The organism is Serratia nematodiphila DZ0503SBS1 (genome assembly GCF_000738675.1).
GTDB lineage: Bacteria > Pseudomonadota > Gammaproteobacteria > Enterobacterales > Enterobacteriaceae > Serratia > Serratia nematodiphila.
On record NZ_JPUX01000001.1, the window covers coordinates 1,508,475 to 1,529,717 of the forward strand.

At 60.6% G+C, this 21,243-nt stretch carries 24 protein-coding genes; 19 read left to right on the forward strand and 5 right to left on the reverse strand.

The annotated features are described in order from the left end of the window. The 4 genes from aaeA (at nt 1) to JL05_RS06900 (ending at nt 3,956) form a co-directional block, all read left to right on the forward strand. Entirely contained in the window at nt 1–936 is a 936-nt protein-coding gene (gene aaeA / locus JL05_RS06885; RefSeq protein WP_004936954.1) for a p-hydroxybenzoic acid efflux pump subunit AaeA, read from the forward strand. Beyond that, entirely contained in the window at nt 936–2,903 is a 1,968-nt protein-coding gene (aaeB, locus tag JL05_RS06890; RefSeq protein WP_033632003.1) for a p-hydroxybenzoic acid efflux pump subunit AaeB, read from the forward strand. Before aaeA ends, aaeB begins: the two co-directional genes overlap by 1 nt. A 280-nt stretch (nt 2,904–3,183) precedes the next feature. Next, nucleotides 3,184–3,651, forward strand: a complete 468-nt coding sequence (locus tag JL05_RS06895; RefSeq protein WP_033632004.1) for a ribonuclease — start codon at nt 3,184–3,186, stop codon at nt 3,649–3,651. A 5-nt stretch (nt 3,652–3,656) separates the two neighbouring features. Beyond that, the gene (locus JL05_RS06900; RefSeq protein ID WP_004936963.1) at nt 3,657–3,956 is read left to right on the forward strand and encodes a barstar family protein; all 300 of its coding nucleotides are present in this window, start codon (nt 3,657–3,659) and stop codon (nt 3,954–3,956) included. 30 nt (nt 3,957–3,986) lie between these two features. On the opposite strand, the gene yjgA is transcribed toward JL05_RS06900, so the two are convergent. After that, on the reverse strand, nt 3,987–4,535 hold the full coding sequence (gene yjgA / locus JL05_RS06905) for a ribosome biogenesis factor YjgA (protein WP_004936968.1): 549 nt from the start codon (nt 4,533–4,535) through the stop codon (nt 3,987–3,989). Nucleotides 4,536–4,714: 179 nt separating this feature from the next. Here yjgA and pmbA point away from each other — a divergent pair, with 179 nt between their 5' ends. Together pmbA and cybC are read left to right on the forward strand one after the other, a co-directional pair. After that, entirely contained in the window at nt 4,715–6,055 is a 1,341-nt protein-coding gene (pmbA, locus tag JL05_RS06910) for a metalloprotease PmbA (protein WP_004936970.1), read from the forward strand. 138 nt (nt 6,056–6,193) lie between these two features. Continuing rightward, entirely contained in the window at nt 6,194–6,580 is a 387-nt protein-coding gene (gene cybC / locus JL05_RS06915) for a cytochrome b562 (protein ID WP_015379185.1), read from the forward strand. 4 nt (nt 6,581–6,584) lie between these two features. On the opposite strand, the gene JL05_RS06920 is transcribed toward cybC, so the two are convergent. After that, nucleotides 6,585–7,367, reverse strand: coding sequence for an AraC family transcriptional regulator (locus JL05_RS06920; protein ID WP_033632005.1), 783 nt, complete (start codon nt 7,365–7,367; stop codon nt 6,585–6,587). A 283-nt stretch (nt 7,368–7,650) separates the two neighbouring features. On the opposite strand from JL05_RS06920, the gene JL05_RS06925 reads away from it, so the two are divergent. From JL05_RS06925 to JL05_RS06935, 3 genes are read left to right on the forward strand one after another with little or no spacing between them, the layout of a single operon-like run. Continuing rightward, nucleotides 7,651–9,105 carry an FAD/NAD(P)-binding protein gene (locus JL05_RS06925; protein WP_033632006.1) on the forward strand — a complete coding sequence of 485 codons (1,455 nt, stop codon included), beginning with the start codon at nt 7,651–7,653 and terminating at the stop codon, nt 9,103–9,105. Then, the gene (locus JL05_RS06930) at nt 9,102–9,983 is read left to right on the forward strand and encodes a formyltransferase family protein (RefSeq protein WP_033632007.1); all 882 of its coding nucleotides are present in this window, start codon (nt 9,102–9,104) and stop codon (nt 9,981–9,983) included. The genes JL05_RS06925 and JL05_RS06930 overlap by 4 nt, the downstream gene beginning before the upstream one ends. Continuing rightward, complete coding sequence (locus tag JL05_RS06935; protein WP_033632008.1) at nt 9,976–10,764, forward strand: sulfite exporter TauE/SafE family protein; 789 nt, start codon at nt 9,976–9,978, stop codon at nt 10,762–10,764. Before JL05_RS06930 ends, JL05_RS06935 begins: the two co-directional genes overlap by 8 nt. A gap of 37 nt (nt 10,765–10,801) precedes the next feature. On the opposite strand, the gene rnk is transcribed toward JL05_RS06935, so the two are convergent. Continuing rightward, nucleotides 10,802–11,212, reverse strand: a complete 411-nt coding sequence (rnk, locus tag JL05_RS06940; protein ID WP_004936993.1) for a nucleoside diphosphate kinase regulator — start codon at nt 11,210–11,212, stop codon at nt 10,802–10,804. Between the two features lie 444 nt (nt 11,213–11,656). Here rnk and JL05_RS06945 point away from each other — a divergent pair, with 444 nt between their 5' ends. The 10 genes from JL05_RS06945 to JL05_RS06990 all read left to right on the forward strand — a co-directional run bounded on the left by JL05_RS06945 (nt 11,657) and on the right by JL05_RS06990 (nt 20,462). Next, the gene (locus JL05_RS06945; RefSeq protein WP_089192640.1) at nt 11,657–11,983 is read left to right on the forward strand and encodes a glycine dehydrogenase; all 327 of its coding nucleotides are present in this window, start codon (nt 11,657–11,659) and stop codon (nt 11,981–11,983) included. Between the two features lie 36 nt (nt 11,984–12,019). Beyond that, nucleotides 12,020–12,385 (forward strand): glycine-rich SFCGS family protein, encoded by a 366-nt coding sequence (locus tag JL05_RS06950; RefSeq protein WP_004937000.1) that lies wholly within the window; start codon nt 12,020–12,022, stop codon nt 12,383–12,385. Further along, the gene (locus JL05_RS06955; protein WP_004937003.1) at nt 12,385–12,681 is read left to right on the forward strand and encodes a DUF4312 family protein; all 297 of its coding nucleotides are present in this window, start codon (nt 12,385–12,387) and stop codon (nt 12,679–12,681) included. The genes JL05_RS06950 and JL05_RS06955 overlap by 1 nt, the downstream gene beginning before the upstream one ends. 30 nt (nt 12,682–12,711) lie before the next feature. After that, nucleotides 12,712–13,488, forward strand: coding sequence for a DUF4311 domain-containing protein (locus JL05_RS06960; RefSeq protein ID WP_004937006.1), 777 nt, complete (start codon nt 12,712–12,714; stop codon nt 13,486–13,488). An 11-nt stretch (nt 13,489–13,499) separates the two neighbouring features. Next, nucleotides 13,500–14,150 (forward strand): DUF4310 family protein, encoded by a 651-nt coding sequence (locus JL05_RS06965; RefSeq protein ID WP_004937013.1) that lies wholly within the window; start codon nt 13,500–13,502, stop codon nt 14,148–14,150. Nucleotides 14,151–14,213: 63 nt separating this feature from the next. Continuing rightward, entirely contained in the window at nt 14,214–15,353 is a 1,140-nt protein-coding gene (locus JL05_RS06970; RefSeq protein WP_004937015.1) for an amidohydrolase/deacetylase family metallohydrolase, read from the forward strand. After that, entirely contained in the window at nt 15,337–16,455 is a 1,119-nt protein-coding gene (locus tag JL05_RS06975; protein WP_033632009.1) for a DgaE family pyridoxal phosphate-dependent ammonia lyase, read from the forward strand. The genes JL05_RS06970 and JL05_RS06975 overlap by 17 nt, the downstream gene beginning before the upstream one ends. Then, nucleotides 16,452–17,192, forward strand: coding sequence for a 2-dehydro-3-deoxy-phosphogluconate aldolase (gene dagF / locus JL05_RS06980; RefSeq protein WP_033632010.1), 741 nt, complete (start codon nt 16,452–16,454; stop codon nt 17,190–17,192). The genes JL05_RS06975 and dagF overlap by 4 nt, the downstream gene beginning before the upstream one ends. Before the next feature lie 87 nt (nt 17,193–17,279). Beyond that, entirely contained in the window at nt 17,280–18,494 is a 1,215-nt protein-coding gene (locus JL05_RS06985; RefSeq protein ID WP_033632011.1) for a lactonase family protein, read from the forward strand. A 51-nt stretch (nt 18,495–18,545) separates the two neighbouring features. Next, nucleotides 18,546–20,462 (forward strand): BglG family transcription antiterminator, encoded by a 1,917-nt coding sequence (locus tag JL05_RS06990; RefSeq protein ID WP_033632012.1) that lies wholly within the window; start codon nt 18,546–18,548, stop codon nt 20,460–20,462. Nucleotides 20,463–20,465: 3 nt separating this feature from the next. On the opposite strand, the gene JL05_RS06995 is transcribed toward JL05_RS06990, so the two are convergent. Both JL05_RS06995 and JL05_RS07000 read right to left on the reverse strand, forming a co-directional pair. Continuing rightward, on the reverse strand, nt 20,466–20,888 hold the full coding sequence (locus JL05_RS06995; RefSeq protein ID WP_033632013.1) for a helix-turn-helix domain-containing protein: 423 nt from the start codon (nt 20,886–20,888) through the stop codon (nt 20,466–20,468). After that, entirely contained in the window at nt 20,885–21,196 is a 312-nt protein-coding gene (locus JL05_RS07000; protein WP_004937033.1) for a type II toxin-antitoxin system HigB family toxin, read from the reverse strand. Before JL05_RS07000 ends, JL05_RS06995 begins: the two co-directional genes overlap by 4 nt. Nucleotides 21,197–21,243: the final 47 nt, after the last annotated feature.

The window sequence follows — 21,243 nt, forward strand, 5'->3', positions numbered from 1 at the left end:
GTGAAAAATTTTTCGATAAAAATAACCCGAATCGCGATCACTTTGATTCTTGTGCTGTTGGGCATCGCCGCGATATTCAAGGCCTGGGTGTTCTACACCGAGTCGCCGTGGACGCGTGATGCCAAGTTTACCGCCGATGTGGTGGCGATCGCCCCGGACGTCAGCGGCCTGCTGACCGACGTGCCGGTGGTGGATAACCAACTGGTGAAGAAAGGTCAGGTGCTGTTCGTGGTCGATCGGCCGCGTTATGAGCAGGCGCTGGCGGAAGCCGGCGCCGACGTCGCCTACTATCAGACGCTGGCGGCGGAAAAACGGCGCGAGGCCGGCCGCCGCGTGAAGCTGGGCGTGCAGGCGATGTCGCAGGAAGAGATTGACCAGTCGAACAACTCACTGCAGACCGTGCAGCACCAGCTGGCGAAGGCCATTGCGGCGCGCGAGCTGGCGCAGCTGGATCTGGAACGCACCACGGTGCGGGCGCCGGCCGATGGCTGGATCACCAACCTCAACGTCCATGCCGGCGAATACATCACCCGCGGCTCGGTGGCGGTGGCGCTGGTGAAGAAAGATTCCTTCTACATCCTGGCGTACCTGGAAGAAACCAAGCTGAATGGCCTGAATAAGGGCGACCGCGCGGAGATCACCCCGCTCGGCAGCAACCGCATCATGCACGGCACCGTCGACAGCGTGGCGGCGGCGGTGAACAACAGCAGCAGCACGGTGAACAACAAAGGGTTGGCCTCGATCGACAGCAACCTGGAGTGGGTGCGCCTGGCGCAGCGCGTGCCGGTGAAGATCCTGCTGGACGCCAAGGATCAACAGCATCCGTACCCGGCCGGCACCACCGCCACCGTGGTGATCGTCGGCAAGAACGATCGCAATGCCGACAGCGGCTCGCCTTTTGTGCGCCTGATGCACCGGCTGCGTGAGTTCGGCTAATGAGCAGCCCAACCTTTATCCGGCTGAGATTCGCCTTCAAACTCAGCTTCGCGATTGTGTTTGCGCTGTTCGTCGGCTTCCATCTCAATCTGGAAACCCCGCGCTGGTCGGCGATGACCGCCGCCATCGTCGCCGCCGGCCCGGCCTTTGCCGCCGGCGGCGAACCCTTCTCCGGCGCCATCCGCCACCGTGGCTGGCTGCGCATTATCGGCACCTTTATCGGTTGCTTCGTCGGCCTGATCATTATCATCACCACCGCCCGTGCGCCGGTGGTGATGCTGTTGCTGTGCTGCATCTGGGCCGGTTTCTGCACCTGGATCTCTTCGCTTATCAAGGTGGAGAACTCCTATGCCTGGGGGCTAGCCGGGTATACCGCGCTGATCATCATCGTGACGGTCGCCACCAGCGAGTCTCATCTGCTGGAAGCGCCGCAGTTCGCCATCGAGCGTTGCAGCGAGATCGTGCTGGGGATCGTCAGCGCCGTGTTGGCGGATCTGCTGTTCTCGCCGCGTTCGATCAAACAGGACATCGATCGGGCGGTGGATCAACTGCTGGTGGCGCAATACCGCCTGATGCAGATGTGCATCAGCAATGCCGACAAAGAGGATATCGACCGCGCCTGGAGCAATCTGGTGAAGAGCACCACGGCGCTGGACGGCATGCGCAACAACCTGATGATGGAGTCCTCGCGCTGGCAGAAGGTCAACCGCCGGGTAAAAGCGCTGCATACGCTGTCGCTGACGCTGATCACCCAGGCCTGCGAAACCTATCTGATCTTGTTGAATCACCCGGACGCGCTGAAAGACAGCCTGCGTGAGCAGCTGATGGTCCCGGCGGAAACCCCGCAGGAGATCCACAAGCGCATGAAGCTGCTGCGCCAGGTGCTGACCACGCATCGTTCCGAGGAAACGCTGCCGACCCTCACCGGCTGGGTCGGCGCGGCGACGCGCTACCTGCTGCTGTCGAAAGGCGTGCACGCCAACTGCAGCATCAGCGCGGTGGAAGAGGGGGTGTTGAGCAACGAAACCGTGGTCAAGCCGACTTCGGCGGAAGGGCATCACGCGATGATCAACGGCCTGCGCACCTTTGTGGCAACGGCCTTCGGCAGCCTGCTGTGGCTGTGGACCGGCTGGACGTCCGGCAGCGGTTTTATGGTGATCATCGCGGTCATCACCTCGCTGGCGATGCGCACCCCGGCGCCGCGCATGGTGGCGATGGATTTCGTGCTGGGCATGCTGGCGGCGATCCCGGTCGGCTCTCTGTTCTTCATGGTGATCCTGCCGGCAACGCAGCAGAGCATTTTGCTGCTGTGTCTCAGCCTCGGCCTGCTGGCGTTTTTCATCGGCATCGAGGTGCAGAAGCGGCGGCTCGGTTCGCTGGGGCTGCTGGCCGGGACCATCAACATTCTGGTGCTGAGCAACCCGATGGAGTTCAACGTCACCCAGTTTCTCGACGGGGCGCTGGGCCAGTTCCTCGGCAGCTGCGTTGGGCTGATGGTGCTGCTGCTGATCCGCGACAATTCGCGTGAACGCACCGGCCGCACGTTGCTCAACCAGTTCGTCAGCAGCGCGGTGTCGGCGCTGACCACCAAGGCGGCGCGTCGTCGGCAAAACCACCTGCCGGCGCTGTATCAGCAGCTTAACCAACTGCTGATGATGTTCCCGAACGACATCGCCAAGTATCGTCTGGCGCTGAACCTGATCATTGCCCACCAGCGCATGCAGCGGGCGGAGATTCCGGTCAGCGAAGAGCTGTCGGCCTTCCACCGCCAGATCCGCAGCACCGCCGATCGGGTGGTCTCCGCCAAGAACGACGTCAAGCGCGCCTATTACTACGATCGCTTGCTGGGTGAAATGAACGAGTACCAGCAGAAGCTGGTTGACAATCAGGCGCCGCTCAGCGTCACCGGGCCGGTGAAACGCCTGGCCGACATGCTGCATCGCTATCGTCACGCCTTGATCGATTGATGCGTTCCCTCCTGTTGCGCCGCGTTGTGCGGCGCCTTCCCTGACTATACTGAAAGCAGCGCCTGGCATGGCGAGCCGTCTCATGTGAGGCGGCCTGTTTTCAGAGAGACTCCGAGTGCCAGAACGACTGGAAAGTGGCATCATTGTCATGAGTGGATGAAACGCTTACCGCCGCGAAAACGTGACGTGCCGGTCATCTTAGTTTCATCCAGGTCGGCTATATACCTAACTAGCCTGGGGGAGCTGCGGCGCCTTCGGCGGCATAATTTCAGGGAATGTCATGAACAAGCGGATTCTGTTGGCGATTGTCATCGCCGTGGTCATCGCCGTCTTCAGCGCGCTGCGCGGCAACGAGCACCGTGCGATCGGCGGCAATGCGGCGGTGGTGCAAGCGCCGGCGGGGCAACAGCAGAGCATCGATCGGCTCACGCAGCAGCAAACGGTGGTGAGCTACCTGCAGCAGCATCAGCGGCTTCCGGGCTATTACGTCACCAAGAAGCAGGCGCGCGAGCAGGGCTGGGACCCGCGTTCAGGCAACCTCTGTGCGGTATTGCCGGGCAAGGCGATTGGCGGCGATCGATTCTCTAACCGTGAAGGGCAACTGCCGAGCGCCGGCGGCCGGGTTTGGCGCGAAGCGGACATCAATTACCAGTGTGGCCGGCGCGGCGCCGATCGCCTGCTGTATTCGAGCGACGGTCTGATCTTCGTCACGCGCGACCATTACAAAAACTTCATTCGTGTGGAGTGAGTTTGATGGCAAAAGTAGAGTTTGATTTTGAACAGATCCAGGATGTGCCGACCTTCTACCGCGATTTTGCGCACAAGTTTGCGCTGGACGAGGGATTCGGCGCCAACCTCGACGCGCTGTGGGACGTAGTGACCGGCGATATCGGTCTGCCGGTGGAAATCGAGTTCACTCACCTGAATGCCCGCAGCAAGCGTCGTTTCGGCGCGATCATTCTGCTGTTTGAAGAGGCGGAAGAAGAGCTGGAAGGCAGCCTGCGCTTCAATATCCGCGAAAGCAGCGGCGAACCGGCACATCACCGGGGATGAAACGGGTTCATCCCGGGATGGCGGCGGCGCTTAGTCGGCCGCTTCGGCCAGCTCGCGCAGGTATTGGAAGATCTGGCGGTAAGCCTTAGGCGGCTTGTTGGCGGCCTTCTCTTTCTGCGCGTTGCGCACCAGTGAACGCAGCTGTTGGCGATCGGCGGCCGGATACAGATCCAGGATCGACGGAATGACGTCATCGCCTTCTTCGACCAGACGGTCGCGCAGCGCTTCCAGCTTGTGGAACAGCGAAACCTGCTGGTTGTGGCGGTTTTTCAGCTTGTCGAGCGCGGTCTGGATCGGCTCGATATCGCGGGCGCGCAGCATCTTGCCGATCAGCTGCAGCTGACGGCGACGGCCCTCTTTTTTGATCTTCTGCGCCAGCTCGATGGCGGCGCGCAAATCTTCGTCCAACGGAATGCGATCCAGCGCGTTTTTGCCCAGATCGACCATTTCGGCCCCCAGGTCTTTCAGCGCTTCGGCATCACGTTTAATTTCACTTTTACTGACCCAGATAATCTCGTCATCGTCCTCGTTTTCATTCTCCGGGACATCGTCGAGCCAGTCTTCAGGCTGTTTGTTCATGGTAGGCTCCGTTAAAAAGAGGCTAATCCTAACAGGTTGCCGGCTTTATGCGAAATTCAACGCGGTTCCTGTTAGACTCAACGGCAGAGATCTCAGGATTTTTGCGCGCCGCTCCGCGTGCACAACTACGCCGCTCCGGCACTTTTCTCAACGATTTTCTGATTAATTATGGCAGATTGATGAAAGTAGTCACTCAAGTTGCAGAACAGCGCAAGGCGCTGGAACAGGCCGTTTCTCAGGCGCTGGAGCTGGCCCGCGCCGGTTCCGACGCGGCGGAAGTCGCGGTCACCAAATCGACCGGCATCAGCGTCAGCACCCGCTTCGGCGAAGTGGAAAACGTCGAGTTCAACAGCGATGGCGCGCTGGGCATTACCGTGTATCACCGCCAGCGCAAAGGCAGCGCCTCTTCCACCGATCTCAGCCCGGACGCCATCGCCCGCACCGTACAGGCGGCGCTGGACATCGCGCGCTATACCTCTGAGGATCCCTGCGCCGGCCCGGCGGAGAAAGATCTGCTGGCGTTCGAGGCGCCGGATCTCGATCTGTTCCACCCGACCGAGCTGGACGCCGAGCGCGGCATCGAGCTGGCGGCGCGCGCCGAGCAGGCTTCGCTGGCGGCGGACAAACGCATTACCAACACCGAAGGCGGCAGCTTCAACAGCCACTACGGCATCAAGGTGTTCGGCAACAGCCACGGCATGCTGCAAAGCTACTGTTCCAGCCGTCACTCGCTGTCCAGCTGCGTCATCGCAGAACAGGACGGCGACATGGAGCGGGATTACGCTTACACCATCGGCCGGGCGATGGGCGATCTGCACAGCCCGGAGTGGGTGGGGCAGGAGTGCGCCCGCCGCACGCTGGCGCGCCTCGCGCCGCGCAAATTGTCGACCATGAAGGCGCCGGTACTGTTCGCCTCCGAGGTGGCCACCGGATTGTTCGGCCATCTGGTAGGCGCCATCAGCGGCAGCAGCGTTTATCGCAAATCTACTTTCCTGTTGGACTCGCTCGGCAAGCAGATCCTGCCGGCGTGGCTGACCGTCGAGGAGCATCCGCACCTGCTGAAAGGGCTGGCGTCGACGCCGTTCGACAGCGAGGGCGTGCGCACCCAGCGGCGCGATATCGTCAAGGATGGCGTGCTGCAAACCTGGCTGATGACCAGCTACTCGGCGCGCAAGCTGGGCCTGCACAGCACCGGCCATGCAGGCGGCATCCATAACTGGCGCATTGCCGGGCAGGGCGCAGACTTCGCCGGCATGCTGAAACAGCTTGGCACCGGCCTGGTGGTCACCGAATTGATGGGCCAGGGCGTCAGCGGCGTCACCGGCGATTATTCTCGCGGCGCCGCCGGTTTTTGGGTGGAAAATGGCGAGATCCAGTACCCAGTCAGCGAGATCACCATCGCCGGCAACCTGAAAGACATGCTGCGCAACATCGTCAGCGTCGGCAGCGATATCGAAACCCGCAGCAATATCCAGTGCGGTTCGGTGCTGCTGCCGGAAATGAAGATCGCCGGCCAGTGATCCGCTGCGCGGCCGGCGCCCGCCGGTCGCGCGTTATCCCGTCTCAACCTTGCTTACAAATCTCCGGTTTCGATTTTTCCCGGCCTTGCCTATGGTAACGGTGGGTTAATTAAAACAATAACTGGAAGGTGAGCAAACATGCAGAATACCCTGAAAGCGCTGGCGGCGTTGACGCTGCTGGCAGCCAGTTCGCTGGCGGTCGCCGCCGATCTTGGCGACGATATGGACACCCTGGCGGAAAACTACAAAACGGTGCTGAATACCGACTCCGCCGCTACCCTCAAACAGAGCCTGCAGAACATGCGCGCCGCCGCGCAGGATGCCAAACAGGGCACCCCGCCGAAGCTGGAAGACAAAGCCGCCGACAGCCCGGAGATGAAAGATTTCCGCAGCGGGTTGGATACCCTGATCGGCCAGATCGATCAGGCGCTGGCGCTGGCCAATCAGGGCAAAGTCGCTGAAGCGAAGCAGCTGGCGCAAGGCTTCAAACAAACCCGCGACGCCAACCACAAGAAATTCCGCTAATCCGTCAACCGTCGCGCCCGTCTTCCGTCAGATAGGAGGAGGGCGCCTGCCCCAGCACGCGGCGGAACATGGTTGAAAACGCCGCGCTGCTGTCATATCCCATCTCCATCGCCACCTGCGTCACGCTGCGCCCTTCGGCCAGCAGCGCCAACGCCAGCACCACGCAGGCGCGCTGGCGCCATTGCGAAAAAGGCAGGCCGGTCTGCGCGCGAAAGAAGCGGCTGAAGGTGCGAATGCTCATGTACAGACGGGGCGCCCACCGCTGCGCGGAGTCGTGGGCGTCGGGGTGTTGCAAAAAGGCGCGGCACAGCTCAACCAGCCGAGGATCGGCGGGCAGCGGGATGTGCAACGGCAAAGGTTGCAGCCGGGCCAGCTCGTGCAGCAGCAGCGCCGCCAGCGCTCCGTCGCGGCCCTGTTGTTCATACTCCAGTGGCATATCCACCGCCGCCATCAACAGCTGGCGCATCAGCGGCGTGACGCTGACCACCTGACATACCTGCGGGCGTTCGGCGGGCAACGCGCCGGGTTCGAGGTACAGACTGCGGGTGGTGACGCCGACCATCCGCACCGCGTGCGGCATCTGCGGCGGCAGCCACACCGCGTGCTGCGGCGGAACGACCCAATTGCCTTGCTGCGTGAAAACGTGCATGACGCCGGTAGCGCCGTACAGCAACTGCGCGCGCCGGTGGCTGTGCATTGGCAGCAGGTGCCCCGGCGGATAATCGGTGCCGATGGCGATCACCGCGCGGGTTACGTGGTCGATGTCATCAATGCGGACGTTGCGCATGTGTTCCCTTTGGCGGGCAAATTGGCCGAAACGCAATGATAGTTGGCCTTTCATATAAAGCAAGCCAGCGACGGTCGCCCTACTATCGGGGCAGAAAAATAACGCTTGTTCGGGGCGCCGTTATTTTATCGGCCATGAAACCCGTGCAAGTTTTCACACCAGGGTGGGACGAAGGTTCTCGTTCTCGCAATACAAGAAGTTAATAAGGAATAAAGCGTCATTTTATTCCAACACCTGAAGCAATAGTTCTTAGCGCAGTTCAATGACTATAAGGTGATATTTCATGTATAAGTTCGGTGTGATTGGCGGCGGGGCCGCCGGCATCTCTTTTGCGTATAACTTTATAAAAAATAAGTCGGTTAATCATTGCAAAAGGCCGCTTTCCCTGACGGTTTTCGACAAGCAGGGATTTAAAGGCGGTATGGCATACAGCAGCGATTTTGACAGCCATATATTAAATATGACGCCGGAAAATATGTCGGCGGATATTTTCGACGATGCGCACTTCGTTGATTGGATCGCCATGCATTTCCCGCAGTTTTGCCAGGATCGTTATCCGCCGCGCTGGCTGTATCGGGAATATCTCGATTTTATTCGCGACATGACGATATATATGGCGGCGGACAGTAACGTAGCGCTGAATTTCGTGACCGCCGAAGTGAATGCCATCGCGCCGCACGAGGCCGGCTACCGGCTGACCACCGCCTGCGGCGGCGCTGAGCAGATGAACGCGCTGGTGCTGTGTTCGGGGCACAACCCGCCGGAATGCCTTTACCCAGTGGATGGGGTGATCGCTTATCAGGCTCATCAGGATCTGCCGCCGATCAACCCTTATTCGAGCATCGGCGTGATCGGCTGCAGCCTGACGGCGATTGACGCCATCGTTGAACTGATGGAGCGGCTGGGAGCGACCGACATCTGCGCCCTGTCGCGCTCGGGCCTGTTCCCCAGCGTGCAGCCGGCGCTGATGCGTCCGCCGCCGGAGGCGTTTGTTGAGGCGCTGCGGCGCTTTGTCGCCGGCCGCGATTTTATTGACGCGCATCAGCTGGTGCATGCGATCAACGCCGCGCTGGCGCGCCACTATCCGGGGCCGGAGCGGCTGACGGTGCTCTCGGCGCTGGGGGAAAGGCGCGATTGCTACCGCGATCTGGCGGACAGCCTCGATCGCGCGCGTTTTGCCCGGGAGCATATCTGCAGCTATCTGGCGGCGATCCACCCGGCGGTGTGCGCCGCCTGGGTCAAGATGGATGCCAACAACCGGCAGGTCTTCATGCGCTTTTACAACTCCTCCTGGATGCGCAATCGGCACGCCATGCCGATCAAGAATGCCTACAAGATCGTGGCGGCGCTGGAGAGCCAACGCCTGCGCGCCTGCGGCGGCCTGGTGGATATCAGCAAGGCAACGGACGGGTTTATCCTTCGTTGCCATGAGACGCGGGTGCACGCGCAGTATCTGTTCAACTGCACCACGCCTTCCTATCAACTGCCGCCCAACCGCCTGAGCCGGCAGCTGCTGCAAGACGGGCTGGTGCAAGAGAACCTGTTCGGCGGCGTGAAGTGTAACCCGCATACGCTGAAAATCGCCGACCGACGCGGCCGTGAGCAGCATCTTTACTCGCTCGGCGCGCCCGCCAAGGGCGATCTTTTTTATACCTCGGCGATGGAATCCATCACGCGGGATATCAGCAAAATCGTGTTCAACAACCCTATTTTCAATGCAAAGAAGGCTGAAGTATGAAAAACGTAGCGCTCTTTGTCGGCAACGACATTTTCTCCTGGCTGGTGTGTCAGGATCTGATCGCCGCCCTGAAAGGCGAGTGTGCTTTTACGGTGTATTTCCCCCTGGCGAAAAGCGGCGGCCGCACCCAGGAGCCGGCGGTTCGCCGCCTGGGGCTGTACGAGCGCGAGGTGCTGAACGATTTTGTGCTCCCGTTCGTTGGCCGCAACGCCGCCGCCTGTGAGGGTGCCTATCAACCGCCGGCCCTGTTCCTGGCCGCCGCCGGGGTCAAAGCGCATCGCGTTCTCGACATCAATGACGCCACGTTTATCAGCAGCCTGGAGCATATGGACGCGGTGATCTCCCTGCGCTGCTATCAGAAATTCTCCGCCGACTATGTGCGCGCCTTCAGCCGACGCGGCAAGCTGCTGTGGAACCTGCACCCCGGCGACTTGCCGCGTTATCGCGGGGTGATGACGCTATTCCGCGCAATGATGAACGGTGACAAGGGCTGTGCGGTGACGCTGCATGAAATGGATGAGCACTGGGACGCCGGCCCGGTGCTCGCCCGTCTGCCCGCCGAGCTGCGTCACGATCTGTCGTTCCTGGAAAACATGATGTTGCTGGGCGTGCAAAGCGGCACCTTCCTGGCGCGCCAGCTGATGCGGGCGGAACGGCGCGAAGCGATAGCGGCGGAAAAGCAGGGTGATTCGCGCTATTGGGGCTTCCCGGACGCACAGACGCTGGCGCGGGCGGAACAGGCGGGCATTGAGCTGGTGGATCACGACGCCGTGCGCGAGCAGTATCTGGGGCTGTTCGTCGGCGATCGTTTCCACCCGCTGGCGGGGCAGTTCTGCGCCGGGTTCGATGACTTCGTGCGGGCGCACGGCCATGATTGAAATGTTAATCGTTCTGGGTGCCGGTTTTCTGACCGGCATCACCACCATTCTGTTCGGCTTCGGCGGCGGCTTTGTGGTGGTGCCTTTTGTCTATCACCTGATCTCCGCCTCGGGCGAGCAGCCCGGCCAGGCGATGCATATTGCTGTAGCGACCTCGACAGCGGTGATGATCCTCAACGCGAGTTATGCCACCCTGACCAACTGGCGCAGCGGCAACCTGCTGCGAGAAACCATCGTACCGCTGATCTTTTTCATCGGCATCGGCGCGGCGCTGGGCGCGTTCGCCTCCTCGCTGCTGGCGGACGGCGTGATCCGCTGGCTGTTTGTGGTCTATATGGCGGTGACCATCGCCGACTGTCTGTTCCGCCGGGGCTTCCTGATCAAACCGGCGCGCGCCGAACTGTCTCCCGCCACGTTGTGGGGCGGCGGGCCGTTGATCGGCGGCATCGCCACGCTGCTGGGGGTGGGTGGCAGCGTGATGACCGTGCCGCTGCTGCGTCGCCATGGTTACGACATGAAATATTGCGTCAGCGCCGCCAACCCGCTGTCGATCCCGGTGGCGGTGATCGGGGCGCTGATGTATATCGTGTTGGGGTGGCGCGAGATGAGCGGGCCGCAGTATCTGGGTTACGTCAATCTGAACATTCTGGGGCTGCTGGTGGTAGCGGGGGTTGCGGGGATCGTGTTTGCCAGGCGCTGTTTGCCGAAGGTGAGCGACGCGCTGCATGCCAAAATCTACGTGCTGCTGCTGATCGCCGTGCTGATCGCCATCTGCCTCTGAGACAGAAAGGGCGGCCGGATGCCGCCCTGAAAACCGCTTAACGGTGGTATTCGCCCGCCGCTTCCGGCTGGTACAGCAATTCCAGCACTTCAATCCGCGCTTCTTCACCGTTCGGCAATTGCCAGGAGATCTGCTTGCCGACGTGCATGCCGAGCAGCGCTGCGCCCAGCGGCGCCATCACCGACAGCTGATCGTGGCTGTCTTTCAGCGAGGCTGGGTAGACCAGCGTGCGCACATGCTCTTCATCGGTGTGCAGATCGCGAAAACGCACGCGGCTGTTCATGGTCACCACGTTGGCCGGCATTTTCTCCGGCGGCAGGATTTCCGCGCGATCCAACTCGTCGTTCAGCGCGGCGGCGACGTCGGTGTTGGCAAAGGCCGGTTGTTCCAATAGCGCATCCAGGCGTTCCGCATCCAGCTCATTAATAGTAATGATGGGTTTGGTCATTCCACTCTCCAGTCAAATCAAAGGGCGCCAGTCTGTGCGCCCATAAATTCGGAAAAACAACACAAAGCAACACCCCCGCGCCAGAGGAGCGGGGGTGTGGGTAATGTCGATTTGTCCCATTGATAGTAGGCGGTTGGGGCGAGAAAAGAAAGAGATCCCGATCACGAAGGCTTTTATCGTCAATCGAGACAAAAAAAACCGTTAGCCGGGTTATGTATTTGTTATCTCATTCACTTTTTCGCCGTAGCGCCGTTTTGCGAAATGGATCTCCGCGCGTCATTCGATTTCCACTTCGAACTGGAAAAAACCGGTCTCCACAGAAAATCTTGCCGGGGGTAGGGTAAAGACATCACAGAAAGCGGGTTATTCAGGTGATGCGCTTTACGGCTTACTGATTAATGTGGGATCTAGGGGTACTGAAAAGTGAATGATGGATCTGCTTCGATAAAAGAAATTGAACAATCCGATATCAGCGAAGCCGGTGAGATCACCGCTCGGGTGCTGGCGGATATTACCGCGATGCTGAATGCTGAGAATATTTATACCAATGCGGTGCAGCAACAGATGCTGGAATCGCATATTCGCGCCATGGTGCTGCGCTCAATAACCGGTGAGCCGTTGCCGGAGGTGGATAAATCATTGTTCGACGAAATTTCCGCCGAGTCCATGCAAATGGCGGAGCGCGTGGTGGATCAGTTTGGCACATTGCCCATCGAAGAGGCCTATTTGCTGTCCGTGCACTTCGAAGTGGCGAAAGATAATAACGCATAGCGGTTAACGCATCGATTTCAATCAGGAGAATATACCATGGGTCAAATTACCGTAGTGATCGGCGATCGTTTGGGCAAAGGGCAAAAAGTCGGCCAGGGCGTTGAAAACGCAGGCGGAAAAGCGGTGGTCATCCCCGGCGTGGCGGCGGATATGAAGCTGGGCGACGTCATGAAAGCGGAAAACGCGCAGCTGGGCATCTCTTTTTGCGGCAGCGGCGGCGCCGGTGCGATTACCGCGCAAACCAAATACGGCTACAAGGCCAAATACGGCATGCGTTCGGTGGAAGAGGGCGTAACGGCAATTAACGAAGGCTGCAACGTGCTGGGTTTCGGCTTTATGGATAAAGAAGAGCTGGGCCAGAAACTGGTGGAAGCCTACGTCAAAAAACATGGCAATCCATAATGAAAGAGCAATATACCACATCGGTGAAGGTGGAGGGTAAAGGCGACAGCAAAGCGAAAGCTTTTGCTTCCGCCTTGGCTAATGTGCAGGGCGCGGTATTAAAGTCCACCAACAATATTCTGCTGCGCATCGAGCCGCAGGACGTCAGCGTAGTGAAGGCGGAAGAGAAAATAACTAAAGAGAAATTTCTTTTCTTCTTTTTGCCGCGTGAAAGAAAGAGCTATGCCGTTTCTCTGGAAATAACCGTGAACGTAACCATTATCAATACCGAGAAGGTTGTCTTCGTCACGAAATAAAAACGTTAGCATAAATGAAAGGGTATACTGATGTTTTTAATCATCTTATTTAAATCGATTATTATCGGTGGGCTGGTGGGGGTCGGCGTAGGGGCCGGCGCCGCACGCATGTTCCACGCGCCGACAACACAGGGCATGGGGGCGTTTCGCACCCTGGGCGAGCTGAACTCCTGCGAGGGCGATCCGGCTTCCCACTTCTCATTCGGTCTGGGCTTCTTCTTCAACGCCTGGGCGTCTTCCGTGGCGGCGGGCTCCTTCACGCAGGACGTCGATCACCGCATCATCCCCCACTGGGGCGCGGCGGCCCTGATGGTCAAGAACCGCAATCTGGCGCAAACGCTGCACGATCCGAAAAAAATGGCCATCGCCTGCGGCATCATCGGCATGCTGGTGGTGGCCTTCCTCAATACCACCGCTTCCGCCGTGCCTGCCGCGCTGCAGGTCACCGCGATCAAGGTGCTGGTGCCGGCGGCCAACCTGCTGGTGAACACCGTGATGCCGGTGATCTTCTGGCTGGCGGCGATCGACGCCGGGCGCCGTTCCGGCTTCTGGGGCACCATCTTCGGCGGCCTGGCGCAGCTGATCATGGGCAACGCCGTACCGGGCCTGGTGCTGGGCATTCTGATCGGCAAGGGCGTGGAAGAGAGCGGCTGGAACAAGATCACCAAGATCATGATGGCGGTGATCGTGCTGCTGTTCGTGCTGAGCGGCTTCTTCCGCGGCTTCGATATGAAAGTTCTCGAGTCCTTCAGCCTCGGCGTGCCGGGCTGGCTGGACGCCATTCACAACACCCTGAGCGGTAAATAAGGAGCGGGATGATGGAAGAGCAAACCCAAAAAGGCTTCTGGTACGCCGACTGGTCATTCCCGATTTTTGTTGGCCTGCTGTCCTCCGGCGTGTTCGCCGGGACGCACATGTACTACCTGTACGGCATCGGCGCCTTTAACGAAGTGGCCTTCGTCTCCATGCTGCGGGCGGGGATGGATACCGGCGTATACGGCGCGGTGGCGGCGTTCGGCGCCAGCTTCCTGTTCGCGCGCATCATCGAAGGCTCGCTGGTGGGCATCCTCGACATCGGCGGCGCGATCCAGACCGGCGTCGGGCTGGGCGTACCGGCTCTGCTGCTGGGGGCCGGCATCGTGTTCCCGGTCGCCAACTTCGCCGCGTCACTGGCCACCGGTCTGATCATCGGCCTGGCGATCGGTTACGTGATCATCCTGGCGCGCAAATTCACCATCAATCAGAGCAACTCCACCTACGGCGCGGATGTGATGATGGGCGCGGGCAACTCGTCGGGCCGTTTCCTCGGGCCGTTGATCATCCTGTCGGCGATGACCGCTTCGATCCCGATCGGCATCGGTTCGCTGCTCGGCGCACTGCTGTTCTATATCTGGGGTAAACCGATCACCGGCGGAGCGATCCTCGGCGCGATGATCCTGGGGGCGATCTTCCCGGTAGCCATTTCTTAAGAGGCCTGCGCCAGGCGCCGCCCGAGGCTGCGGCGGCGCCCGGGCTAACAGGAGCAATGCGGTATGTATGACTTAGTAATCAGAGGCGCCAGACTGGCGGACGATACGCTGATCGATCTGGCGGTAAAGGACGGCAAAATAGCCTCGGTGGGGCGGCTGGCGGCGGACGTCAGCGCCGTTCGCCAGCTGGATCTGGCGGGCAACTGCCGCCTGAGCGCCGGTTGGATCGACGCGCACGTGCACTGCTATCCCGAATCGCCGATTTACCATGACGAGCCGGATCGGGTCGGCGTCGCCAGCGGCGTCACCAGCGTGGTCGACGCCGGCAGCACCGGCGCCGACGATATCGACGCCTTTTATCAGCTGACGCGCAGCGCCAAAACCAACGTTTTCGCCTTCCTCAACATCTCGCGCATCGGTCTGCTGCGGCAGAACGAGCTGGCGGAGTTGACGGACATCGACAAGCGCGAGGCCGGCCAGGCCATCGCCAATCACCCCGGTTTCATCATCGGCATCAAGGCGCGCATGAGCAGCAGCGTGGTGGGGAAAAACGGCACCCGGCCGCTGGTGTTGGCCAAAGAGATCCAGCAGGAAAACCGCCAACTGCCGCTGATGGTGCATATCGGCAACAACCCGCCGGATCTGGACGACATCGCCGATCTGCTGACCCGCGGCGACATCATCACCCACTGCTACAACGGCAAACCGAACCGCATTCTGACGCCGGCGGGCACATTGCGCGAGTCTATCCAGCGCGCGCTGCGGCGCGGCGTGTTGCTCGACGTGGGGCACGGCACCGCCAGCTTCAGCTTCGAGGTGGCGCGCCAGGCGATCAAACTGGGCATTTTGCCGCACACCATCAGCTCCGATATTTACTGCCGCAACCGCATGAACGGGCCGGTGCATAGCCTGGCGACGGTGATGTCCAAATTCTTCAGCGTCGGCCTGACGCTGCCGCAGGTGATCGCCTGCGTGACGGAGAACGCCGCGTCGGCGCTGCAACTGAGCGGCAAAGGGCGGCTGGAGCCGGGCTATGACGCCGATTTCACGCTGTTTGAACTGCGCCGCGAACCGCAGGTGTTCGCCGACGCCGAAGGGCAAACCGCCGAGGGCGAACGGCTGTTGGTGCCGCTGGCTGCGGTAGTGGCCGGGGAAATCCTATTAACCGAACAAGGGGAGGCAAGCCATGTCTTCGATTTATGAAAAATACGGTTTGAAGCAGGTGATCAACACCTCCGGCCGCATGACCATTCTCGGCGTTTCCACGCCGCGCCAGGACGTGATCGACGCCGTTGATTACGGCCTGAACCACTATTTCGAAATCAAGGATCTGGTCAACAAGACCGGCGCCTACATCGCCGATCTGCTCAACGTGGAGGACGCGGTGATCGTTTCCTGCGCTTCGGCGGGGATCGCCCAGTCAGTGGCGGCGGTGATCGTTAAAGATAACGCCAATCTGCTGGTGAACCTGCACTCGGCGCCGATCGCCGTGCCGCGCGAGATCGTGCTGCCGCGCGGCCACAACGTCAACTTCGGCGCGCCGGTGGACACCATGGTGGCGCTGGGCGGCGGCAAGGTAGTGGAGGCGGGCTACGCCAACGAATGTTCGCCGGAGCAGATTGAAGCCTGCATCACGCCGCAGACGGCGGCGATCCTGTACGTCAAATCGCACCACTGCGTGCAGAAAAGCATTCTGTCCGTCGAACAGGCGGCGGTGGTGGCGCGTAAACATAACCTGCCGCTGATCGTCGACGCCGCGGCGGAAGAAGATCTGATGTGTTACTACCAGATGGGGGCCGATCTGGTGATCTACAGCGGTGCCAAAGCCATCGAGGGGCCGACCAGCGGCCTGGTTATCGGCAAGAAACGGTACGTCGAATGGGTGAAGCTGCAGTCCGGCGGCATCGGCCGGGCGATGAAGGTCGGCAAAGAGGGCATCCTCGGCCTGACGCAGGCAATTGAAAGCTATCTGACGCTTGAGAAAACCACCGGGCAACAGATGGTGGAGCGGATGACGCCGTTCCTCAACAGCCTCAACACCCTGACCGGCGTCAGCGCCAAAACCGTCTGGGACAGCGCCGGCCGCGATATCGCCCGCGCCGAGATCACTTTCGACGAAGCGGTGCTGGGGCGGTCGACCTATGACATCGTCCAGGCGCTGAAAACCGGCGACATCGCCATCTACTTCCGCGGCTACAAGGCCAACGAAGGCAAGATTGAGGTCGACGTGCGCAGCGTCGACGAGCAACAGCTGATGACCGTCTTTAGCTGTATCAAAAACCTGTTTACGGAGAAACAAGCATGAAGCTGCAGCCTAACTACTATCGCGACCGCGTCTGCCTGAACGTGCTGGCCGGCTCCAAAGCCAACGCGCAGGACATCTACGCCGCGGCGGAAGGCCATGTGCTGGTGGGCGTGCTCTCCAAGAACTACCCGGACGTCGACAGCGCGGTGACCGACATGCTGCGCTATGCGCGCCTGATTGAAAACGCGCTGTCGGTCGGCCTGGGCGCCGGCGATCCGAAGCAGTCGGCGATGGTCAGCCTGATCGCTCAGCAGGTGCAGCCGCAGCACGTTAACCAGGTGTTTACCGGCGTCGGCGCCAGCCGCGCGCTGCTGGGCCAGAACGACAGCGTGGTCAACGGCCTGGTGTCGCCGACCGGCCGCGTCGGCTGGGTGAAGATCTCTACCGGCCCATTGAGCGCCGCGGCGCCGGACGGCATCGTGCCGGTGGAAACCGCCATCGCTTTGCTGAAGGACATGGGCGGCAGTTCCATCAAGTATTTCCCGATGGGCGGCCTGAAGTGCAAGGAGGAATACCAATACGTCGCCAAGGCCTGCGCCGAGCATGACTTCATGCTGGAGCCGACCGGCGGCATCGATCTGGAAAACTACGAGCCGATCGTTGAGATCGCCCTGGCGGCCGGCGTGAAACGCGTGATCCCGCATATCTACAGCTCGATCATCGACGCCGCCAGCGGCGACACGCGTCCGCAGGACGTGAAAACCCTGCTGGCGATGACCAAAAAGCTGGTGGGCTGAACGCGTAATGGGATGAGGTAAACGCTGGGAGGCGAAGGTTTTCCCGTGGCGCGGCATGCCGCGCCGTTACCTATACTGAGGATTACTATGCGAAACTGGCAGGTTCCAACCCGACGCACCGCGTTGTTCCTGGCGCTGCTGGCCGTGACCGGCCCGGCGCTGCATGCTGAGGATGCAATGAACTCCACGTCATCTCATTTCGCCTATATCGGCACCTACAATCCCAACGGCGAAGGCGTTTACCGGGTGCAGGTCGATCCGGCCAGCGGCGCGCTGAGCCACGCCACGCTGGTCAGCAAAGTGCCGAATCCGGCGCAGCTGACGCTGAGCGTTGACGGCAAGACGCTGTATGTCGCCAGTGAAGTGGCCGACTTCAACGGCGGCAAACACGGCGGCATCACCGCTTACCGGGTCAATCCGGCCGATGGCGCACTGACGCAGCTCAACCAGGTAGATTCGCAGGGGGCAGGGCCGGTGTATCTCTCCTCGACGCCGGACGGTCGCCATCTGCTGGTGGCGAACTATGTCAGCGGCAGCGTGGCGGCTTTCCCGATTGAAGCGGACGGCAGCCTGGGCGCCGCCAGCTCGGTGCAGCAACAGCAGGGCCCGGCGGGCGCGGCCAAACCGGCGGCGGCGGTGAACGGCAGCTTCGCCATCAGCGATCACAATGGCCCGCATGCCCATATGATCGCCAGCGATCCGAGCGGCAAGTTCGTGTTCTCCACCGATTTGGGGTTGGATCGCATCTACCAATGGCGCTTTGACACCGCGAGCGGCCGGCTGACGCCGAACGATCCGCCGTGGATCGCCGCCTCTTCCGCCGGCGCCGGCCCGCGTCATTTTGTGTTCCACCCGGACGGCGACACCGTGCTGCTGGTGAACGAAGAGGCCTCGACGTTGACCAGCTACCGTTTTGATCGCCAAAAAGGTACTCTGAAACAACTGCATGCGGTTTCCGCGCTGCCCGCCGACTATCAGGGCACCAGCTTCGCTTCGGGGCTGGCGCTCAGCAAGAACGGCGACACGCTGTACGTCGCCAACCGGCTGCATAACAGCATTGCCCAGTTCAGCGTGGGCGCCGGCGGCGAGTTGAAACCGGTGGCGGAAACCTGGACCCGCGGCGATTATCCGCGTTCGCTGGCGCTGAGCCCGGATGGCCGCTATCTGTATGCGCTGAACCAGCGCAGCGATAACGTCACTCGCTTCAGCGTCAACCCGACGGACGGCAAACTCAGCTTTGTGGGCGGCTATCTGCCGATCGGCAGCCCCTCGCAAATGGCGTTCCTGCCGCCGGCGAAGTAACCCGTGGCCCGCCCGGTTCGCCGGGTGGGCCGCCTGATTGACGGACACAGAATGGTGCGATTTCCTTACCCGCGTTTGGCTTACTTGTTCGATGCTTTGCAAACCGAGACTTTGCCGCAGGATGAGCTGGCGAAGCGTTTCGCCGTGTCCACCCGCACGGTGCGGGCGGATATCACCGCGCTGAACGAGATCCTGGACAAATACGGCGCGCGCTTCGTGCATAGCCGCGGGGCCGGCTATCGTTTGCAGGTCGATAACGCCGCGCTGTTCAGCGCCCTGCAGCATCAGGAGCGCCGCAAACAGGCCACCCCGCGCAGCGCGCAGGAGCGGGTGCATTATCTGCTGGTGCGTTTTTTGACCTCAGCCTTCTCTCTCAAACTGGAAGATCTGGCCGACGAATGGTTCGTCAGCCGCGGCACGCTGCAAAACGACATGGCTGAGGTGAGAGAGCGTCTGGCGCACTATCAATTGACGATCGAAACCAAGCCGCGCTACGGCATGAAGCTGTTCGGCGCGGAGATGGCGATCCGCGCCTGCCTGACCGATCTGCTGTTCCAGCTGCAGCTGGCCGACGCCGAGAACCCGTTGCTCAACAACGAGATCCTGTTGCAGCCGCAGGTGGCGGCGTTCGCCGGATTGCTGCACCCGCTGTTGTCGCAATACGCCATTCGCCTGACCGACGAGGGCGAGCAGTACCTGATCTTCTACTGCGCGGTGGCGCTGCGGCGCATCAACGACGGTTATCCGCTGCCGGACTTCGAGGTGGAGGACGGCGACGAGGCGGTGCGTCAGGTGTCGACCCGTCTGGCGGCGGAGCTGCGCGCGGCCTCCGGCAAAGAGATCTCGATGGCCGAAGAGGCCTATCTGCGGGTCAACATCGCCGCGCGGCGCGTGCAGGACGTGCAGCCGACCGAGATCAACGCCGACGATGAAGAGGCGCTGGTGGACTACATCCTGTCCTACATCAACGCACACTATAACTACAACCTGCAGGGCGACGAGCAGCTGCGGGCCGATCTGCTCACCCATATCAAGACCATGATTACGCGGGTGAAATACCAGATCAACATCCCCAATCCGCTGCTGGCCAACATCAAGCAGCACTATCCGATGGCTTACGACGTGACGCTGGCGGCGGTCTCCAGCTGGGGCAAGTACACGCCTTATACCCTGAGTGAAAACGAGATCGGCTATCTGGTGTTGCACATCGGCGTGGGGCTGGAGCGGCATTACAACATCGGTTATGAACGCCACCCGCAGGTGATGCTGGTGTGCGACACCGGCAACTCGACGGTGCGCATGATCCAGGCGCAGATTGCGCGCAAGTACCCGCAGCTGGTGATGACGCGCATCGTTTCGCTGCGCGATTACGAGATGCTCGCGCACATCGACGAAGACTTCGTGATTTCCAACGCCCGCATCGGCGAGAAGAACAAGCCGGTGGTGGTGATGTCGCCGTTCCCGACCGATTATCAGCTGGAACAACTGGGCAAATTGGTGCTGGTGGATCGCACCAAACCGTACATGCTGGAGAAGTTCTTCGACGCCGAACATTTTATGGTGCTCAACGAGCCGCTGACGCAGGCGGAGCTGTTCAGCCGGGTGTGCGGCCAGCTGGAGCGAGAAGGGTATGTCGGCGCGGATTTTTATCCGTCGGTGGTCGAACGCGAGGCGATCGTTTCCACGCTGCTGGGCGAGGGCATCGCGCTGCCGCATTCGCTGGGGCTGCTGGCGAAGAAGACCGTGGTGGTGACGCTGCTGGCGCCGCAGGGCGTCGCCTGGGGGGAAGGTGAGGTTGCGCACGTGATTTTCCTGCTGGCGATCAGCAAGAGCGATTATGAAGAGGCGATGGCGATCTACGAGCTGTTCGTCACCTTCGTGCGTGAACGTTCAATGAGCCGCCTGCTGGGCAGCGACAGCTTCGACAGCTTCAAAGCGGTGGCGCTGGACTGCCTGAGCCGGAGTTGAGGGCTAATCCGCTTCCGGCAGGAACAGGGCCGGGGGCAGATTGAAACGCTTGGCCAGCGCCATAATGTGCGGAATGGTCAGCGATCTTTTGCCGTTCAGGATTTGGTTAACCAACGACTTTTTACCGATCTCATGTTCAAAATCACTTTGGCTGAGTTGGTGCTGTTCCATCAGTACGCGAAGCGCGGCCACCCCCTGCGGGAGTTGGGTTATACGCTGGTTGAATGCGGTAAATTCGGCGCTGTTGTCTTCATATTCGGCGATTTTTTTTGCCAACATGTCAATCAGCGGATGGCGTTCATCGTTTTCCAGCAGGTATTCCACCAATTCGAGCGCTTCCCGGTAGTCTTGCTGAGCGCGGCTGCCCTGCAACAAGGGCACGGCGCGCAGTAGCGCATCGGCCGCCTTAATGGCATCTGTAATCATGATGAACTCCTTCGATAGTGCTGCATCAGCTTGTCGTATTCGGCGTGGCTAACGATATGCTTTATGAAGACTTTCTGTGTCTCGAAGCTGGCAAAGAACAAGATCCGCAGGTGGTTGCCGCCGACGTCAATGACCCACCATTTCTCTTTGTATTTCATACGATCGAGCGAAGGAAAAAGCGCTTTTAACTCGTCCGGCGTGCGGAACTCGCCCCGTCGCAACGCTTTATAAATGGCCTCGAGAGCAGTGGCTTCATTGGGATATTGTTTCGTTGCGTTATTGAACGGTTCCCTGGAAATGATATGCATCGTTCCTTCGATTCCTACCCGGTGAACATTATAGCGACTGCCGGTGA

Bases quoted from the DNA above. Each gene is read 5' to 3' on its own strand.
- aaeB (WP_033632003.1), top strand. From the start codon at position 936: ATGAGCAGCCCAACCTTTATCCGGCTGAGATTCGCCTTCAAACTCAGC.
- JL05_RS06950 (WP_004937000.1), top strand. From the start codon at position 12,020: ATGGGTCAAATTACCGTAGTGATCGGCGATCGTTTGGGCAAAGGGCAA.
- JL05_RS06935 (WP_033632008.1), top strand. From the start codon at position 9,976: ATGATTGAAATGTTAATCGTTCTGGGTGCCGGTTTTCTGACCGGCATC.
- JL05_RS06965 (WP_004937013.1), top strand. From the start codon at position 13,500: ATGGAAGAGCAAACCCAAAAAGGCTTCTGGTACGCCGACTGGTCATTC.
- JL05_RS06920 (WP_033632005.1), bottom strand. From the start codon at position 7,367: ATGCGCAACGTCCGCATTGATGACATCGACCACGTAACCCGCGCGGTG.
- JL05_RS06995 (WP_033632013.1), bottom strand. From the start codon at position 20,888: ATGATTACAGATGCCATTAAGGCGGCCGATGCGCTACTGCGCGCCGTG.
- JL05_RS06895 (WP_033632004.1), top strand. From the start codon at position 3,184: ATGAACAAGCGGATTCTGTTGGCGATTGTCATCGCCGTGGTCATCGCC.
- dagF (WP_033632010.1), top strand. From the start codon at position 16,452: ATGAAGCTGCAGCCTAACTACTATCGCGACCGCGTCTGCCTGAACGTG.
- JL05_RS06925 (WP_033632006.1), top strand. From the start codon at position 7,651: ATGTATAAGTTCGGTGTGATTGGCGGCGGGGCCGCCGGCATCTCTTTT.
- JL05_RS06960 (WP_004937006.1), top strand. From the start codon at position 12,712: ATGTTTTTAATCATCTTATTTAAATCGATTATTATCGGTGGGCTGGTG.
- JL05_RS06990 (WP_033632012.1), top strand. From the start codon at position 18,546: ATGGTGCGATTTCCTTACCCGCGTTTGGCTTACTTGTTCGATGCTTTG.
- JL05_RS06975 (WP_033632009.1), top strand. From the start codon at position 15,337: ATGTCTTCGATTTATGAAAAATACGGTTTGAAGCAGGTGATCAACACC.
- JL05_RS06985 (WP_033632011.1), top strand. From the start codon at position 17,280: ATGCGAAACTGGCAGGTTCCAACCCGACGCACCGCGTTGTTCCTGGCG.
- cybC (WP_015379185.1), top strand. From the start codon at position 6,194: ATGCAGAATACCCTGAAAGCGCTGGCGGCGTTGACGCTGCTGGCAGCC.
- JL05_RS06900 (WP_004936963.1), top strand. From the start codon at position 3,657: ATGGCAAAAGTAGAGTTTGATTTTGAACAGATCCAGGATGTGCCGACC.
- pmbA (WP_004936970.1), top strand. From the start codon at position 4,715: ATGAAAGTAGTCACTCAAGTTGCAGAACAGCGCAAGGCGCTGGAACAG.
- JL05_RS06955 (WP_004937003.1), top strand. From the start codon at position 12,385: ATGAAAGAGCAATATACCACATCGGTGAAGGTGGAGGGTAAAGGCGAC.
- JL05_RS07000 (WP_004937033.1), bottom strand. From the start codon at position 21,196: ATGCATATCATTTCCAGGGAACCGTTCAATAACGCAACGAAACAATAT.
- yjgA (WP_004936968.1), bottom strand. From the start codon at position 4,535: ATGAACAAACAGCCTGAAGACTGGCTCGACGATGTCCCGGAGAATGAA.
- rnk (WP_004936993.1), bottom strand. From the start codon at position 11,212: ATGACCAAACCCATCATTACTATTAATGAGCTGGATGCGGAACGCCTG.
- JL05_RS06930 (WP_033632007.1), top strand. From the start codon at position 9,102: ATGAAAAACGTAGCGCTCTTTGTCGGCAACGACATTTTCTCCTGGCTG.
- JL05_RS06970 (WP_004937015.1), top strand. From the start codon at position 14,214: ATGTATGACTTAGTAATCAGAGGCGCCAGACTGGCGGACGATACGCTG.